Here is a 14769-nt window from a genome sequence, read left to right on the forward strand (position 1 = left end):
CCGTGGCGGCGCTGGACGCGGCGGTGTTCCGCGCGGCGCAGGCCGGCGACCCGGCCGCGCTGGACCGCATGCTGCGCGAGCTGCAGCCGGACATCCGCCGCTACGCGCGCCGCCAGTGCCACCGCGGCTCCGCGCTGGAGGACGTGGTGCAGGAGGCGCTGATCGTGCTGTACCGCCGCGTGGGCACGGTGCGCGACGGCGCGGCGCTCGCCGGCTGGCTGCTGAAGGTGGTGGCGCGCCTGTGCATGCTGCCGGTGCTGGGCCTGCTGCGCGGCGCCGACGCGCTGACCGAGGCGCACGAAGCGAAGCATTTCGCCGCAATGCCCACGCACGAACTGCGCATCGACGTGGTCCGGGCGCTGGAGTCGCTGCCGGCCATGTACCGCGACATCCTGCTGCTGCGCGACATGGAGCAGCTGACCATCGGCGAGGCGGCCGCGCGCCTGGGCATCACGCGCGAGGCCGCCAAGAGCCGGCTGCACCGCGCCCGCACGCTGGTGCGCGAGTACCTGCAGCCTACTTCTTCTGCCCCAGCAGGCTGAAGCCGTGGGTCCAGTGGTTGTTGCGTACGCCGTATTCGATCCACACCATGGCCAGCGGCTCCAGCAGCCGGCTGGCCGCGATGCCGCCCATGTCGATGGCGCGGCGCCAGCCGAAGGCTTCCAGGATGCGGCCGGTCTCGAGCTTGGCGTCTTCGTCGTCGCCGGCGATGAACATGTCCGGCGTGCCGTCCGGCAGGCTGGGATGCACCATGTGCGCCGCGGTGATGGTGTTGAACGCTTTCACCACCTTCGCTTCGGGCAGCAGCCGCTGCACGATCTCGCCCGCCGAATCCGAAAAGCCCAGCACCATTTGCGGCGCACCGGAGGAGAAATCCAGCGGATTGCTGGTGTCGATCACCAGCTTGCCCGCCAGGTTGCCGGCGCCCGCGGCCTCCACGCCTTCGCGCAGGCCGGCATAGGGCAAGGCGACGACCGCCAGGTCGCCCGCCTGTGCGGCGTCGCGGAACGAAGCCGCCCGCGCGCCCGGGACCGCGGCCAGCGCCTCGCGCGCCTTGGCGCCGTTCACGTCGCGGGTGCCGAACACCACGCGAAAGCCGTGGGCGACGAAGCCCTTGGCCAGCGCGATGCCGACGGCGCCGTTGCCCAGAATGGCGACGGTGCGCTGCGGGTTGGATGGATTGCTGCTCATGGTGTTGTCCTGTCTTCAGGTGGTTGCGATGGAATGGATTCTGGCCGCGGCACCTCGCGAAGGGAACGCCACCAATGGTCCTGGCATTCACAACCTGGTGTTTAGAATCCGGCCATGGATGCCACCCATCGCGTACGCGCCATGCTCTCCTTCGTGCAGGCCGCCGACCACGGCAGCTTCGCGGCCGCCGCGCGCAGCCTGGGCATCTCCGCCGCCGCGGTGGGAAAGAACGTGGCGGGCCTGGAAGGCGCGCTGGGCGTGCGGCTGATGAACCGCAGCACGCGCTCGCTGCAGCTCACCGGCGAAGGCCAGGCCTTCCTGGAGCGCGCCCGCGACGCCATCCAGGCGCTGGACCTGGCCATCGACACCGTCGCCGCGCAGCGCGCCGCCCCCGCCGGGCGCGTGCGCATCTCGGTCAGCAACGCGTTCGGCCACCGCTACGTGCTGCCGCTGCTGCCCGGGCTGGTCAAGCGCCATCCCGCGCTGGTGCCCGAACTGGATTTCGACGACCGGCAGGTGGACATCGTGCGCGGCGGCTACGACATCGCCATCCGCGGCGGCCGCATCGCGGACTCCAGCCTGGTGTCGCGCCGCATCTGCGACCTGCACACGGTGCTGGTCGCCTCGCCCGCCTACCTCAAGGCGCACGGCACGCCCGCGCGGCCGGACGAACTGCGGCAGCACCGCCTGATCGCCGTGCGCTACCTCAACGGAACAACGTCTCCGTGGAGCCTGCGCAAGGCGCCGGGCGCGCCGGTGGACGACTGGCTGCCCGAGCCCCCAGCGCTGGTGGTGAGCGATCCCTGGGCCGTGGTGGAAGCGGCCGCCGCCGGCATGGGCATCGCCCAGTCCGGCGCGCACCACGCCTGGCCCTACCTGCAGGCCGGCAAGCTGAAGGTGCTGCTGCCGCGCCACCACGATTCCGGCCGCCGCGCCATGGTGCTGCAGTATCCGCACCGCGCCCTGGTGGCGCCGCGGGTGAAGGCCACGGTGGATTACCTGCTGGAGCAGCTGCAGCGGCACCCGGCGCTGTGCCTCACACTGGCGCAGCTGCGCGGCCTGTCGGCGTGAGGGCGTGACGGTGCGAGCGGCCTTTCTTCAACCTTGACCAGGGCATTGCGAATGAAGCAGATCCTCGTGTACAGCGACAGCGTGGGCTGGGGCATGGTTCCCGGCACCCGAGAACGTTTCCCCTTCGACCAGCGCTGGCCCGGTGTGCTGGAGAACGCGCTCGACGGCCTGGGCGCCGGCGTCCGGGTGATCGAGAACAGCCTGGCCGGGCGCAAGACCGTCTGGGACGACCCGTGGCGTCCCGGCCGCAACGGCGCCGTCGGCCTGGCCGAGGTGATCGAAATCAATTCGCCGCTGGCGCTGGTGGTGATCCAGCTGGGCACCAACGACTTCCAGGCGCCGCACGACATCCCGGCGTGGGCCTCCGCCGCCGGCGTCGGCCGGCTGGTCGACATCATCCGGCAGGCGCCCATCGAACCGGGCATGCCCCGGCCCGGGATCCTGGTGCTGGTGCCGCCCGACATCGTGGAGCCCAAGGGCGCCAATGTCCTGAAGTTCCAGGGAGCACCGGCACGCAGCAAGGGTTTCGGCGACGCGCTGAAGGCCATGGCTGAGCAGAAGCAGGTCGGCCTTTTCGACCTCAACCGGGTGACCGCCGCCAGCACACTGGACGGCATTCATCTGGACCGGGACCAGCACGCCGCCATCGGCCAGGCACTCGCGCCCGTGGTGGCCCGCATGCTGGCCGCAGCCTGACCGCGCCGAAGGCCCCTAGCAGAACACCTGGCGCGCCAGGTCCCAGCGGTCCAGCCGGTCCTGCATGCCGTTGTTGCCGCCGTTGATGATGCGGCTGATCTGGCGGAAGGTGTCCTCGTCGTCCTTGTCGGCCAGCGGGTTCAGGCCCTTGGAGTTCCAGAACCAGGCCGCCGACAGCGTCGCGCCGACCGGTGTGATGAGCCCGCCGGGGTTCTGCACCACGGTCCCATCGCTGATCCCCTTGCCGTAGGCCGTGTAGTTGCTCCTGCCGGTCACCTGGATCAGGCCGCGCCCGCGGAAGTTCCAGCCGTCGCCCGAGGCGGTGTTGCCGTTGCCGTTGCGGCTGGCATACACGTAGTTGGCGATCTTCTGCGGCTGGCGGTCGTAGGGCTGGGCGAAGGCGTCGCTGGTGAAGCGCGAAGGCCAGGTCTTGCGCAGGCCCTGCCACGAATAATTCAGGTTTTCCTCGACGGCGCGAAAGCTGCCCGACTCGTGCGCGATCTGCGCCACGAAGGCGGCGACCCGCACGCCGCTGTTGATGCCGAAGCGCACCATGGCGGCATTGAGCGCATCGACGTACATGGCGGCGACGTCCGGCTTGGCGTCGGGCACTGCGTCTTGCAGCTGGCTGGCTGTGATCGGTTGCATGGCGGTCTCCCCTATTTCGGCGTGTTCAGCACGCGTTGTAAGCAAAGACCGGCCCGGCCGCAAGCCCCGCGTGCGCGCAGGCGGCGAATGCGTCACGCAGGCCGCGCCTGGCGTTGTTCGCGCGCCGCGCCGATCGTCATGGCGCCCGACGAAGACGCTACGGCACGTTCCTGACCAGCGCCGCCGCCATGTCGATCACCACCACCTGATGCGGCTGCAGCCGCTGCGTGGGCTTGTGGATGTGGAAACCGAACGGGTCGCCCACCTCGGTCTTGATGCCAGAGAGTTCTTCCATCACGGCCAGCCCGCAGTACGGCGCATAGAAATCGGAATAGCCGCCCTCGTGCGTCATCAGCAGCCGCCCGCCGCACAGGCGTTCGGCGGCGTCCTTCAGCGCGCGCGTCATCAGCCGGTAGGTTTCGGCCATCGCCATCTGCCGGCCCAGCGGATCGTAGAGGCAGCTGTCGAAACCCGAGGCCACGAAGACCATCTCGGGCCTGAATTTCTCCAGCGCCGGAAGCACCACGCGCTCGACCACCGCCAGGTAGGTGTCGTGCCCCGACCCCGGCGGCAGCGGCACGTTGATGTTGCCGCCGCGGCCTGCGCCTTCGCCGGTTTCGGTCAGCGTGCCGGAATTCACCGGGTAGTTGCTCTCCTCGTGCACGGACATGGTCAGCACGTCCGGGTCGTGGAAGTACAGGCCCTGCACGCCGTTGCCGTGGTGCACGTCCCAGTCGAACACCGCGATGCGCTTCATGCCATGCACCGCGCGCAGGTGCTCGATGGCGATGGCCGTGTTGGCCAGCAGGCAGAAGCCGCGCCCGCGGTCGCGCTCGGCATGGTGGCCGGGCGGACGCACCAGCGCGTAGGCGTTGCGGATTTCGCCGTTCACGATGGCGTCCGCGGCGGCGATGCAGCCGCCGGCCGACAGCTGCGCGATCGGCCACGAATCGGGGCCGACCGGCGCGCGCTCGCCGGCGTCGCCGTGGCCCTGCCTGCTCATCGCCTTCAGCCGCTCGACATAGCCCGGCGTGTGGATGCGCAGGACCTCTTCCTCCGTCGCGGGACGCGGGCGCACCAGGGCCAGTTCGTCCAGCAGGCCCGACACCTCCAGCAGGTTGCGGATGCGCCGTTTGCTGGTCGGCTCCTCGATGTGGAACAGGCCGGGCTCGATGAAGCCGCCCGCCGGCATGGCACCGGCGGCGATGCCGGTGATGTGCCACATGTAGCGTTCATGCCAGACCAGGCCGGTCTTCGCAGCCATGCTCAATCGCAGGACAGTTCGAGCGCCAGCAGTTCGTCCATGCGCTGGCGGCGGCGGATCAGCCGGCGGCTGCCGCCGTCCAGCAGCACCTCGGGCGCCAGCGTGCGGCTGTTGTAGTTGGAGGACATGCTCGCGCAGTACGCGCCGGCGTCGTTGAACACCGCTAGGTCGCCCACCTCGGGCTCGGGCATGTCCTGCGTGACGATGCCGCCGCCCGCCTCCTGCGTGAACAGGTCGCCGGCCTCGCACAGCGGCCCGCCCACGATGGTGGGGCGCACGTTGCCGCGCGCCGGCGCGCCGGCCTGCGGCACGATTTCGATCTGGTGGAAGCTGCCGTACATGGACGGGCGCATCAGGTCGTTGAAGCCGGCGTCCACCAGCACGAACTGGTTGGCCCCTACGCTCTTCTTGGCACGCACCTCCGACACCAGGCAGCCCGAATTCGCCACCACGTAGCGGCCCGGCTCGATCTCCAGCGAGACCGGATGCCCCAGGTGCGCCTCGATGGTGGCGCGCGCCGCGCTCCACACGTCGAAAATTTCGCCGACGTCGAGCTCCTTGTCGCCCTCGCGGTAAGTGGCCGGCAGGCCGCCGCCGGCCGACACCGCCTGGATGTCGATCGGGCACTTGCGCACCTCGTTGACCATCGCGTCGCACACGCGCCGCAGGTGGCCGACGTCGGCGCCGGAGCCGATGTGCATGTGCAGCCCGACCAGCTGCAACTCGTGCCTGCGGATGAGGCCGTAGCACTCCTGCACGTTCTCGTGCCAGATGCCGTGCTTGCTGAACTCGCCGCCGGTGTTGGTCTTGCGGTTGAAGCCGCTGCCGAAACCGGGGTTGATGCGCAGCCACACCGCATGGCCAGGGCTGGCCTGCGCCAGCTGCTCCAGCATCTGCGGCGAGCCGATGTTCACCGGGATCTTCAACTGCGCGATGCGTTGCAGCACCGTGCGGTCGAGGATGTCCGACGCATAGACGATGCCGGCCGGCTCGCCCGAGCCAACGAAGCCGGCCGCCACCGCGCGCTCGATCTCGCCCAGCGACACCGCATCGACCACCACGCCCAGCTCGCGCAGCAGCCGCAGCACGTGCACGTTGGAATTTGCCTTCTGTGCGTAGCGGACCACGCCGAACTTCTTCAGCCGCTCGATCCGCCCGCGGATCGCCGCCGCGTCGTAGACCCAGCACGGCGTGCCGTGCTGCTGCGCGACCTCCCGCAGCGTGTCGTCGGGGATGGTATGCCTGGTTGTGGGTGCGTTCATCGGTGTCTCCTGGGTGTTCGGAAAATCTGTTTTTCAGGCCCGCGCACCGGCCGGCGCGATCTCGACGATCACGTAGGCCAGGTCGTTGAAGCCCTGCGCGATGAAGCGGTCGCTCAGCGCCGCGTAGCGGGTGCGCGCGGCCACCGGGTCGGGGTGGTACAGCCGGCAGCCGCCGGCCATGTCCAGCGCGGGCCGCAGCGGCGACGGGTTGGCCATGGTCCGGCGGCCGTCCACGCGCAGCAGGCCCTCGTGGGCCGGCACGTCGAACACCACGCTGTCGGCGCCGACGATGGACTTCGCGAGATCCACCAGCTCCCACTGCTTGGTGGCGGCGTTGCCGAGCGAATAGCCCAGCAGCACCGCATGCGCATGCGCGCCCTGCGGCGTCTGCCGGAACGCCGCGATGGCGCGGAACGCGGCGCCTTGCAGCTGCAGCCCGTTGTCGCCGCCGTTGGAGGTCAGCGCCAGCATGTCGCGCGTGGACGCCAGGCCGAACGGCAGGTTGCCCAGCACCAGCGTGCGGCTGCCGGCCGCGCCGCCGACGACGCCGGCGAAACCGTCGCGGATGTCGTTCAGCATGCCCACGCGATCCGTCTGTTCGTTCAGCACATGGTTGCAATGGAAGTACGCCAGCGCGCGCGGATTGATGTCCATGCCGATGCGGCGCACGCCGTTGCCGAAAAAGGCCAGGTTGTGGCCGCTGCCGGTCGCCAGGTCGATCACCGTGTCGGCCCAGTGCACCAGCCCGCGCCGGCGGCAGTACGCGAGGATCGCCTCGCTCTCGTCCGCGAACGGGAACACGCGGATGCGCGCATCGACCCACACGCCGTCCGTCAGCACGGTTGACTGCCCGATCAGGTTGACGCGCACGCCCAGGGCGCCGTCCTGCACCAGGCCCAGTGTGTTGAGCGCGTCCACCGTGAACGAAGCCGGCAGCTTGAACGGCCGCAGCTGCGACGGGCTGGACTGCCAGTCCCGGTATGCCGGGCTGCCGCAGACGGCCTTCAGTTGCGCGACGGCGGCGGCGCGCAGAGCCCCATCTTCCGCGAGCCTGGAGGTCGCCAGGAAGATGCTGTCGGTGTCGATCATGGCGCCCTGCCCAGCATCAGGCCCAGCAACGCGCAGCGCAGCCACACGCAGTCGCGCGCCTGCTTGAAGTAGTGCGCCTGCGGCATGGGGTCCAGCGCGCGGTCGATGTGGTCGGCGATCGGCCCGATGTGCAGCACGGCGATCGGCCGCCCGAGCTGCGCCACCGCCTGCGCGGTGATGCGGTAGTTGTCCGGCGTGGGCGTACTCTGCTTGGACGCTACGTTGGCCTTGTCGTCGAAGTCGGCGTGGAAGTTCGAGTGGTACACGCCCAGCGTGGTGACCAGGTCGGCCCGCGCCAGGATCTCGCCGATGCCACCGCACATCTCCACCGCCGTGCCGCGCTGCCGCAGCAGCTGCGCCACGTCGTCGGGCATGCTGGAGCCCGGCGGTTCCAGGACCAGCAGGCGCACGCCGAACAGCGACAGGCCCATCACCAGCGACCGGTGCGCGCGCCAGCCCAGGTGGCCGACGATGCCGACGGTCAGCCCGTCCACCCGGCCGAAGTGCTTGTGGATGCGGTACAGGTCGCCCATGGCCTGCGTCGGGTGCTCGCCGTAGCCGTCGCCGGCGTTGACCACCGGCACCGGCGAACATTGCGCGGCGCGCGCGGCGGAGCCGGTCTCGGGGTGCCGCAGCACCAGCAGGTCGGACATCTGCGCGGTGAAGCGCACCACGTCCTCCAGCGTCTCTTCGTAGAAGCCGACGGCGCGGGTGGTGGCCGGGTCGGCGAAGCCGATCACGTGGCCGCCCACGCGCAGCATCGCCGCCTCGAAACTCATGCGGGTGCGCGTGCTCTGCTGGTAGAACATCACGGCCATGGTGCGGCCCGCGATCACGCCGGCGCAGGAGGTGCGCGGCGCCTGTTCCAGCAGGGCCGCCATGCGAAAGCAGTGCTCCAGCATCGGCCGCGTCACGTCCAGCATCGAGACGATGCTGCGCGGCAGCGCCGGCCCGTCGGCCAGGGCGCCGCGCAGGTCGCCGGCGGTCATCTGCGCTTCGGACATGGAGGTCACTTCGCGCCGGGCGAACCCTCGGCCAGTGCGCCGACCGCCTCCCGCGTCATGCGAAAGACATGCCAGCCCTCCATGGGCGCCGCGCCCAGCGATTTGTAGAAGTCGATGGACGGCGTGTTCCAGTCCAGCACCGACCATTCCATGCGCGCGCAGTCGCGCTGCACCGCGATCTGCGCCAGGCCGCGCAGCAGCCCCTTGCCCAGGCCGTGGCCGCGCGCCTCGGGCTTGACGAACAGGTCTTCCAGGTAGATGCCCTTCTTGCCGAGGAAGGTGGAGTAGTTGTGGAAGAACAGCGCGAAACCCACGCCCTTGCCGTCGAGTTCCGCGATCAGCACCTCGGCGGGCGGCCGCTCGGACGCGAACAGCGCCTCGCGGATCACCGCCGGCGTCGCGACGAACATGTCCTCCAGCTTCTCGTAGACGGCCAGGTCGCGGACCAGCTCAACGATCAGGTCGGTGTCGGCCGCGGTGGCGGGGCGGATGTGGGTCGAAGATGCCATGTGCTTGTTGCCTTGCTGAAATGTTGTCGTGCCGGATCAGGACAGCGCGGCGGACGGCGCTGGTGCGCGCGCGGACCAGAAGTCCTCGAAGCGCTTGGGGTGGTACAGCGTGTGCATGGGATGCTGCCGCCCCTGCAGCGCATCGAGCGTGGCACGGGCCACGCCCGTGGCCTGCGAGAAGCCGCCGGTGTTGTGGCCCGAGGCGACCACCAGCATGCCGTTGCGCGCCTTCTTCATCTCGAACACGCCCAGGCTGCTGGCCGTCCAGGGCCGCACGCAGTAGCGCCGGCTGGCGCGCAGCTGGCCGGTGTCCATGGCCTGGCGGTACGCGGCAGGGAACAGGTGCTCGATGTAGTCCTCCATCGAGGCGAAGAGTGCTTCCATCTGCGCCTCGTCGATGTTGGACAGGTCGCGCCCGACGTAGCCGAAGCCGGAGCCGAAGATCAGCACGTGCTCGCCCTCGCGGTTCTTCGCGGGAATGATGTTGCCGCTGTTGGCCAGGTGGCCCGGGCGCGAGATCTTCAGCGAGCGCTGCAGCCGTGGTTCCAGGTTCGGGAAACTCATCCAAGCACCCAGCACGCCGTGCACCTTGTTGTCCGACAGCGTGCCGCTGAGCAGGTCGGCGCCGTACACGCCCGGCGACAGGAAGTAATGGTCGCTTTGCATCAGCTCGCCGTTGACCGCCACGCCGGTGACGGTGCCGCCCTCAGTGGCGATGCGCTGCGCGTCGGCGCCCCAGTGGAACGCCACGCCATTGGCATCCAGGTAGGCCACCAGGTTGCTGACGAAGCTGTGCACGTTGACCGAGAAGCCCGCCACCTCGATGCCGCCGACGATTTCGCCGTTGCGGCAGCCGTCGGCCAGCGCGGGGTAGCCGGCCATCACCGCGGCCTGGTCCAGCTCGCGCTGGTAGGAGCCCACCCATTTCTGCCGCTTGAGCTGCTTGTGGTGGTAGGCGCCGGTGGAAGCGATGCGCAGCAGGCCCTGCTTGAACTCCACCTTGTCGAACAGGGCGGGCCGCGCCTCGATCAGCTGGTTCCAGTACTTGAAGCTCTCGTGGTTGAGCGCGAAGATGTCCTCGTTGTACTTGTTGGCCAGGAAGATCGGCACGTCGGCGAACTCGCGCATCCACGCTTCCTCGCGCGGGGCGTAGCGCGCGCGGTGTCCCACCTGCCAGCCGCCCTGGTCGATCGGCGTGCGGATGTGCCCGTGCAGCTGCGCGCCGGGCGCGGCTTCGCGGTCGTGGTAGTTGTCGCACTCGGTCAGCGAGAACATGCGCGCGTTCTCGCCGCCGTGGGTGCACCCGAGCGAGCTCCAGTCCGGTCGCGCGCGCGGATCGGCGGTTTTCTCGACGATCTCCACGCGCAAGCCGCTGTCCGCCAGGTGCATGGCCGTCATCAGGCCGACGATGCCCGAGCCGACCACCAGCACCCGCTGCGCCTTCTTGCCGGACGCCGTGCGCAGCAGGTCCAGCGCCTGGCGGCCGGTGACCTCGCGCGCATGGATGCCCTCTGCGGCGGCCAGCGCCTTCTCCACCGGCGTGGTGCCGCGGGAAAAGAACACCACGATGGCGCCGTCGCCGTGGCTGGCCATGCACTCCGCGGCGCCGAAGGTTTCGGCCACCAGGATCACGACGGTGGCCCCGCGCGCCTCCCGCCAGGCCCGCACCAGGTGGGCGGGCGGCATGCGTTCGGCCACCAGGATGTCGGCGCCCGCGTCCACCAGCAGCTCCAGCAGCAGCGCGTCGTCCCGGGCCGCCGCGCCGGGCACGGGCACCAGCGTGGCCGGCATCAGCTGCTCGGCCTCCCGCGCGGACAGTTCAAGGGTCGATGCGATTCTCATTGTTGTCTCCCTGCCTGCAATCGGACGCGCCCGCCTACGGCTGCAGCCGCCGCCGCGCGATGAGCGGGTAGCCCCGGTACTCGGTCATGCGGCGGTGCAGGGTCTCGCGGTCCTCGACCGAGATGTAGCCCAGCCGGCCGTTGCCGTGCAGCACACGCTCCTGGTCCAGCGCCATCACGCAGTGCGCGGAATAGAAAAGGAAATCGCCGCGGCGCAGCGGCTCGTCCGGCTCCAGCTTGCGGCCCAGGTGCTCGCTCATGTCGCTCATGGCGCGCGGCGACTCCAGGCCGCACAGCGACAAGGCCAGCTGGATCATTCCGGAGCAGTCCTGCCCCAGCGTGGAACGGCCGCCCCAGATGTAGGGCGTGCCGGCGAACGAAGCCATGGTGTCGACGAAGTCCGCTTCCTTGTGCGCCAGGTCGCCCGCGTGCTCCTTGAACACCCAGCCGCGCGGCCACACGCGGAAATGCTCCTCGGTTTCGCCGATCACGCGCAGCAGGCTGCCGCGGCTGAGCATCTCCACGTGCAGCGCCTTGAGCGATGGTGCGGAAACGATCTGCGCGACGTGGGCCTGCACGCGGTGCGTGGCCTCGCCCGGCGGTTCGGCGACGTCTTCGATGCGGACGTAGCCGGTGTGGCAGAAGCCGGAGAACTCCACGCTGGCCTGGTACCAGGCGCCGACCTGCGCGCGGATGCCCAGCGTTTCGCCGTAGAGCACCTGCGTCTCCAGCGGCGCCGACTCGGCCGGCTCCTCGCGCAGCGGCGTGATGCCCTTGATGGCAACCACCCGCTTCAGGCCGGCGGGCAACGGTTCGATGGTTCTGTTGGTCACGGCGGCCTCAGCTGTACAAAGTTTCGATGTGCTGCCGGCGCAGCGCGCGGAAGCGTTTGAGGTGGATGGTTCCCTTGTCGGTCAGCTCGCCCTCGGCGGCGGACGGCGGGTCGGCGAGGACGCACCAGCGCGCCAGGCGCTCGCTGCTGCCCAGGCACTGGCCGTTGTAGCGCCCGAGCAGGTTGGCCAGATGCGTGTGCAGCAGCGCGGCGCGCGCATCGTCCCAGGCAAGGTCGTGGGTCCAGCCGAAGTCGCGCAGCGCGATCTCGTCGTTCAACCAGACCAGCGCCGCCAGGTGCGGCCGGTCCGGGCCTTCGAGCACCACGTCGCGCACCAGCGGCCCGGTGATGGCGAACAGCGCGCGCTTGATGCGGTTGGGGATCACCCAGGTGCCGGTGGCCAGCTTGAACTGCTCGGCGAAGCGGCCTTCGAAGCGCAGCCCGCGGTCCGGGTTGGCAGCATCGGCGAAGGACACCGCGTCGCCGGTAATGAAGAAGCCCTCGCCGTCGAACGCGGCGGCCGTCGCGGCGTCGTCGCCCAGGTAGCCCGGCGTGACGTTGGGCCCCTGCACCGCGATGGCATACAGGCCGTCGCGCTCCGTCAGCCTGCAGCGCATGCCCGGCAGCGGCGTGCCGATGTGGCCCGCTGCAGCCACCGGGAAATGCGTGATGGTGGTGGTGGAGGTGGTCTCGGTCAGGCCCCAGCCGCTGGCCCAGGGCGCGGGTGCCCCGGTGGCCACGCGGGCCATCTCGTCGATGCCGGTCCACACCTCGGCCGACAGCACGGCGCCGCCGTACACCAGCAGGTCCAGCCGGGAGAAGAAGCGTTCGGCCAGCGCCCGGTCCTGCTGCAGCAGCGGCAGCAGCGCCGAATAGCCGAGCGGCACGTTGGTGTACCAGGTCGGCCGCACCTCGGCCAGGTTGCGCGCCGTGGCGGCGATGCCCTCCAGCGAGGGTCGGCCATCGTCGATGTAAAGCGTGCCGCCGTTGCGCAGCGTCATGTTGAAGCTGTTGTTGCCGCCCGAGGTATGGCTCCACGGCAGCCATTCGCACAGAACCGGTGGATGGTCGTTCAAAAACTGCCACAACTGCGCCATCTGCTGCTGCTGCGCGCACAGCATGCGCTGCGTGTTGATCACGCCCTTGGGCGTTCCCGTGGTGCCGGAGGTGAACAGGATCTTGGCAACCGTGTTGCCGTCGACCGCACGGCGGCGGTCTTCAAGCGCCGCCGTCAGCGCGAGCGGCGTGTCGGCCTCGGTTTCGGCGCGGCAGGCCTGCAGGTCAGGCGTAAGAATCTCCCGGGCGTCCTCGGCCCGCACCGGCCCGGCCGCGGCGGACAGCGACAGCGGGCTGACGTACAGGAAGGCCGGCCGCGCGATGCGCACCACGTCGCCGACCCTCTCCAGGCCAGTGGCGCTGCCCAGGTACGTGGGCGACAACGGCACCACTGCCACGCCGACCGACATGGCGGCCAGCGACAGCACGCCATGCGCGATGCTGTTCTCGCTGATCAGCAGCAGGCGGTCGCCGTGCGTGCATTGCAGCCGCAGCAGGTGGCGCGCCACCGCGTCCACCCACTGCCTGGCTTCACCATAGGTCAGCGTCGCCCAGTCGCCGTCCGCCGCGCGCTCGGCAAGGAACACGCTGGACGGCGTGGCCGCAGCCCAGTGCGTGAGATGCGCCAGCAGCGACGCGGGGAACGACCGCAGCGGGTCGTCGCAGGAATACAGCAGGTCGCCCGCGCGCCGCACCAGCGTTGTGGCCGGCCTGGCGAGGCGCGTGCGGGCGGGTGCGGCGGCGCGAGACATGGCCACGCGTTCCTAGACCGCCGCCCGGGACGCGCGGCCCGGTACGTGCCAGGCCGCCAGCGCCAGGCAGGCAAGCAGATTGGCGGCGCCCAGCACGCCCACGAATGCCGAGGCCCTGAAACCCTCGCTGCCCGTGCCCAGCGCCGCCACATGCGCGCCGAACACCGCACCCGAGAGGTGCAGGCAGCCCACGATGGCACCGGCCGCACCGGTGGACCGGTCAGCCAGCGACAGCGCCAGGCTGGTCGAATACGCCGTCAGCACGCCGTTGCACATGGAGCACAGCGTGGCGGCAAGGTAGAACAGCACCAGCGTCAGCAACCCATGCGACCACGCGGCATACAGCGCCGCGCCGACGGCTGCCTGCACCGCCGCCGCGACGCTGGTGAGCGCGGGCAAGTGCAGCTTGCCGGCGAAGCGGCGCACCGTGAGCGCCACCAGCACCGTTGCCACCGATGGGATCGCGCTCACCGTGCCGTAGAACGCGGCCGAGCGGCCCCAGTCGCGCATCACCAGGAAAGGCGCGGCATTGATGAAGATATAAGCCGCGCCGAGACCTGCCGCGCCGACCAGCGACGCCAGCCACAGCCGCGGCAGCAGCAGGTTGGCGCCCAGCCCGCGCACGCTGCCCGCGAGCGAGCTGCGCGCGCGCAAGGTCTCGGGCACGAAGCGCCAGCACAGGTAGAGCGCGGCACAGGCCAGCACCGCGATCCACACGGCGCCGGCACGCCAGCCCAGGCTCGATTCGAACAGCGCACCGGTGGGCGCACCCAGGGTGGGCCCGAGCGCTGTGCAGATGCCGACCAGTAAATTCCCCCGCGCCAGCGCCACGAAGTCATCGGGGTACAGGTCGCGAAAGATCGGGCCGATGAGGATCAGCGACGCGCCGCCCGCGGCGGCCTGCAATATGCGCAGCCGCAGGAAGGTTTCGAAGTCTGCCACCGCGGCCTGCAGCAGCGACGCAATCGCGAACACCGCCAGGCCGCCCAGCAGGATGCGCCTGCGCCCGAACCGGTCCGACACCGTGCCGGCCAGCAGGTAACCCACGCCGATGCCGGCGAGGCTGGCCGACACCAGCCAGCCGACCGGCCGGCCACCCGTGTCCAGTTCGCGCTGGATGGTGGGCAGCGACGCGGTCAGCACCAGCACCGCGTAGAACGGCAAAAAGGCGGTCAGGCCGAGCGCGAACGGCAGGCGCATGGGTCAGGCCCCGATGCGCGCGATCGGCCGCGGCATGACGGCCACGCCGGGCGGCATGGCGCTTTCCTGCCGCGCACGGCGGCAGGAGCAAACATGGCTGCTCATTTTTATCGACTCCCTGCTCTACCACTGGCTCACACCGGCAACGCACGGAATCTCTGCGCCCAAGAAGATAGTGACAGCTACCTTCCTGGCGTTATGACGATATTCCGCCAAGCAAAGTTAAGCGATGGACTTTGCGCTGTCAATCGCGTGCGCGTCTCAGTTTGAGACAGCTGCCAAAGTGGGGAGAAGTAACCTGGCGTCACTCTTTTCTTGCTGCGGAGAGTGCGGGTTCGTGCTTTCGCCTCATGC

15 protein-coding genes are annotated in these 14769 nt (G+C 70.0%); 4 read left to right on the forward strand and 11 right to left on the reverse strand.

The genetic code is table 11. The annotated features are described in order from the left end of the window. The first annotated feature begins 2 nt into the window (after nucleotides 1–2). Complete coding sequence (locus H0U68_RS21995; protein ID WP_296359036.1) at nucleotides 3–542, forward strand: sigma-70 family RNA polymerase sigma factor; 540 nt, start codon at nucleotides 3–5, stop codon at nucleotides 540–542. Here the strand turns inward: H0U68_RS21995 and H0U68_RS22000 are convergent. After that, nucleotides 517–1191: an NAD(P)-binding domain-containing protein gene (locus tag H0U68_RS22000; protein ID WP_296359037.1), complete on the reverse strand. Its 675-nt coding sequence runs from the start codon at nucleotides 1189–1191 to the stop codon at nucleotides 517–519. The two genes, H0U68_RS21995 and H0U68_RS22000, sit on opposite strands and share 26 nt — an antisense overlap. Before the next feature lie 114 nt (nucleotides 1192–1305). Here H0U68_RS22000 and H0U68_RS22005 point away from each other — a divergent pair, with 114 nt between their 5' ends. Beyond that, the gene (locus H0U68_RS22005) at nucleotides 1306–2262 is read left to right on the forward strand and encodes a LysR family transcriptional regulator (protein ID WP_296359038.1); all 957 of its coding nucleotides are present in this window, start codon (nucleotides 1306–1308) and stop codon (nucleotides 2260–2262) included. A 51-nt stretch (nucleotides 2263–2313) separates the two neighbouring features. After that, a complete protein-coding gene (locus H0U68_RS22010; RefSeq protein WP_296359039.1) occupies nucleotides 2314–2958 on the forward strand; it encodes an SGNH/GDSL hydrolase family protein in 645 nt (214 codons plus the stop codon). A 15-nt stretch (nucleotides 2959–2973) separates the two neighbouring features. Here the strand turns inward: H0U68_RS22010 and H0U68_RS22015 are convergent, their stop codons facing one another. The 10 genes from H0U68_RS22015 to H0U68_RS22060 form a co-directional block, all read right to left on the reverse strand. Then, nucleotides 2974–3606 carry a glycoside hydrolase family 19 protein gene (locus H0U68_RS22015; RefSeq protein WP_296359040.1) on the reverse strand — a complete coding sequence of 211 codons (633 nt, stop codon included), beginning with the start codon at nucleotides 3604–3606 and terminating at the stop codon, nucleotides 2974–2976. Nucleotides 3607–3763: 157 nt separating this feature from the next. Then, the gene (locus tag H0U68_RS22020) at nucleotides 3764–4870 is read right to left on the reverse strand and encodes a class II histone deacetylase (RefSeq protein WP_296359041.1); all 1107 of its coding nucleotides are present in this window, start codon (nucleotides 4868–4870) and stop codon (nucleotides 3764–3766) included. 2 nt (nucleotides 4871–4872) lie between these two features. Continuing rightward, nucleotides 4873–6132: a diaminopimelate decarboxylase gene (gene lysA, locus H0U68_RS22025; RefSeq protein WP_296359042.1), complete on the reverse strand. Its 1260-nt coding sequence runs from the start codon at nucleotides 6130–6132 to the stop codon at nucleotides 4873–4875. A 33-nt stretch (nucleotides 6133–6165) separates the two neighbouring features. Further along, nucleotides 6166–7221 carry a hypothetical protein gene (locus tag H0U68_RS22030; RefSeq protein WP_296359043.1) on the reverse strand — a complete coding sequence of 352 codons (1056 nt, stop codon included), beginning with the start codon at nucleotides 7219–7221 and terminating at the stop codon, nucleotides 6166–6168. Beyond that, nucleotides 7218–8225: a hypothetical protein gene (locus tag H0U68_RS22035; RefSeq protein ID WP_296359044.1), complete on the reverse strand. Its 1008-nt coding sequence runs from the start codon at nucleotides 8223–8225 to the stop codon at nucleotides 7218–7220. The genes H0U68_RS22030 and H0U68_RS22035 overlap by 4 nt, the downstream gene beginning before the upstream one ends. Before the next feature lie 5 nt (nucleotides 8226–8230). Then, a complete protein-coding gene (locus H0U68_RS22040) occupies nucleotides 8231–8734 on the reverse strand; it encodes a GNAT family N-acetyltransferase (protein ID WP_296359045.1) in 504 nt (167 codons plus the stop codon). 36 nt (nucleotides 8735–8770) lie between these two features. After that, nucleotides 8771–10576, reverse strand: a complete 1806-nt coding sequence (locus H0U68_RS22045; RefSeq protein ID WP_296359046.1) for an FAD-dependent oxidoreductase — start codon at nucleotides 10574–10576, stop codon at nucleotides 8771–8773. A 34-nt stretch (nucleotides 10577–10610) separates the two neighbouring features. After that, the gene (locus H0U68_RS22050; protein ID WP_296359047.1) at nucleotides 10611–11408 is read right to left on the reverse strand and encodes an NlpC/P60 family protein; all 798 of its coding nucleotides are present in this window, start codon (nucleotides 11406–11408) and stop codon (nucleotides 10611–10613) included. A 7-nt stretch (nucleotides 11409–11415) separates the two neighbouring features. Beyond that, complete coding sequence (locus H0U68_RS22055; RefSeq protein WP_296359048.1) at nucleotides 11416–13215, reverse strand: AMP-binding protein; 1800 nt, start codon at nucleotides 13213–13215, stop codon at nucleotides 11416–11418. A 12-nt stretch (nucleotides 13216–13227) separates the two neighbouring features. After that, on the reverse strand, nucleotides 13228–14415 hold the full coding sequence (locus tag H0U68_RS22060) for an MFS transporter (RefSeq protein ID WP_296359049.1): 1188 nt from the start codon (nucleotides 14413–14415) through the stop codon (nucleotides 13228–13230). Here H0U68_RS22060 and H0U68_RS22065 point away from each other — a divergent pair. Further along, a complete protein-coding gene (locus H0U68_RS22065) occupies nucleotides 14414–14617 on the forward strand; it encodes a hypothetical protein (RefSeq protein WP_296359050.1) in 204 nt (67 codons plus the stop codon). The genes H0U68_RS22060 and H0U68_RS22065 overlap by 2 nt on opposite strands. Nucleotides 14618–14769: the final 152 nt, after the last annotated feature.

Source organism: Ramlibacter sp. (genome assembly GCF_013697775.1).
GTDB lineage: Bacteria > Pseudomonadota > Gammaproteobacteria > Burkholderiales > Burkholderiaceae_C > Ramlibacter.

What these genes read in the sequence shown, in the direction of transcription:
- H0U68_RS22000 (WP_296359037.1), bottom strand. Translation starts at nt 1,191, where the DNA reads ATGAGCAGCAATCCATCCAACCCGCAGCGCACCGTCGCCATTCTGGGC.
- H0U68_RS22005 (WP_296359038.1), top strand. Translation starts at nt 1,306, where the DNA reads ATGGATGCCACCCATCGCGTACGCGCCATGCTCTCCTTCGTGCAGGCC.
- H0U68_RS22010 (WP_296359039.1), top strand. Translation starts at nt 2,314, where the DNA reads ATGAAGCAGATCCTCGTGTACAGCGACAGCGTGGGCTGGGGCATGGTT.
- H0U68_RS22015 (WP_296359040.1), bottom strand. Translation starts at nt 3,606, where the DNA reads ATGCAACCGATCACAGCCAGCCAGCTGCAAGACGCAGTGCCCGACGCC.
- H0U68_RS22020 (WP_296359041.1), bottom strand. Translation starts at nt 4,870, where the DNA reads ATGGCTGCGAAGACCGGCCTGGTCTGGCATGAACGCTACATGTGGCAC.
- lysA (WP_296359042.1), bottom strand. Translation starts at nt 6,132, where the DNA reads ATGAACGCACCCACAACCAGGCATACCATCCCCGACGACACGCTGCGG.
- H0U68_RS22030 (WP_296359043.1), bottom strand. Translation starts at nt 7,221, where the DNA reads ATGATCGACACCGACAGCATCTTCCTGGCGACCTCCAGGCTCGCGGAA.
- H0U68_RS22035 (WP_296359044.1), bottom strand. Translation starts at nt 8,225, where the DNA reads ATGTCCGAAGCGCAGATGACCGCCGGCGACCTGCGCGGCGCCCTGGCC.
- H0U68_RS22040 (WP_296359045.1), bottom strand. Translation starts at nt 8,734, where the DNA reads ATGGCATCTTCGACCCACATCCGCCCCGCCACCGCGGCCGACACCGAC.
- H0U68_RS22045 (WP_296359046.1), bottom strand. Translation starts at nt 10,576, where the DNA reads ATGAGAATCGCATCGACCCTTGAACTGTCCGCGCGGGAGGCCGAGCAG.
- H0U68_RS22055 (WP_296359048.1), bottom strand. Translation starts at nt 13,215, where the DNA reads ATGTCTCGCGCCGCCGCACCCGCCCGCACGCGCCTCGCCAGGCCGGCC.
- H0U68_RS22065 (WP_296359050.1), top strand. Translation starts at nt 14,414, where the DNA reads ATGGGTCAGGCCCCGATGCGCGCGATCGGCCGCGGCATGACGGCCACG.
- H0U68_RS22060 (WP_296359049.1), bottom strand. Translation starts at nt 14,415, where the DNA reads ATGCGCCTGCCGTTCGCGCTCGGCCTGACCGCCTTTTTGCCGTTCTAC.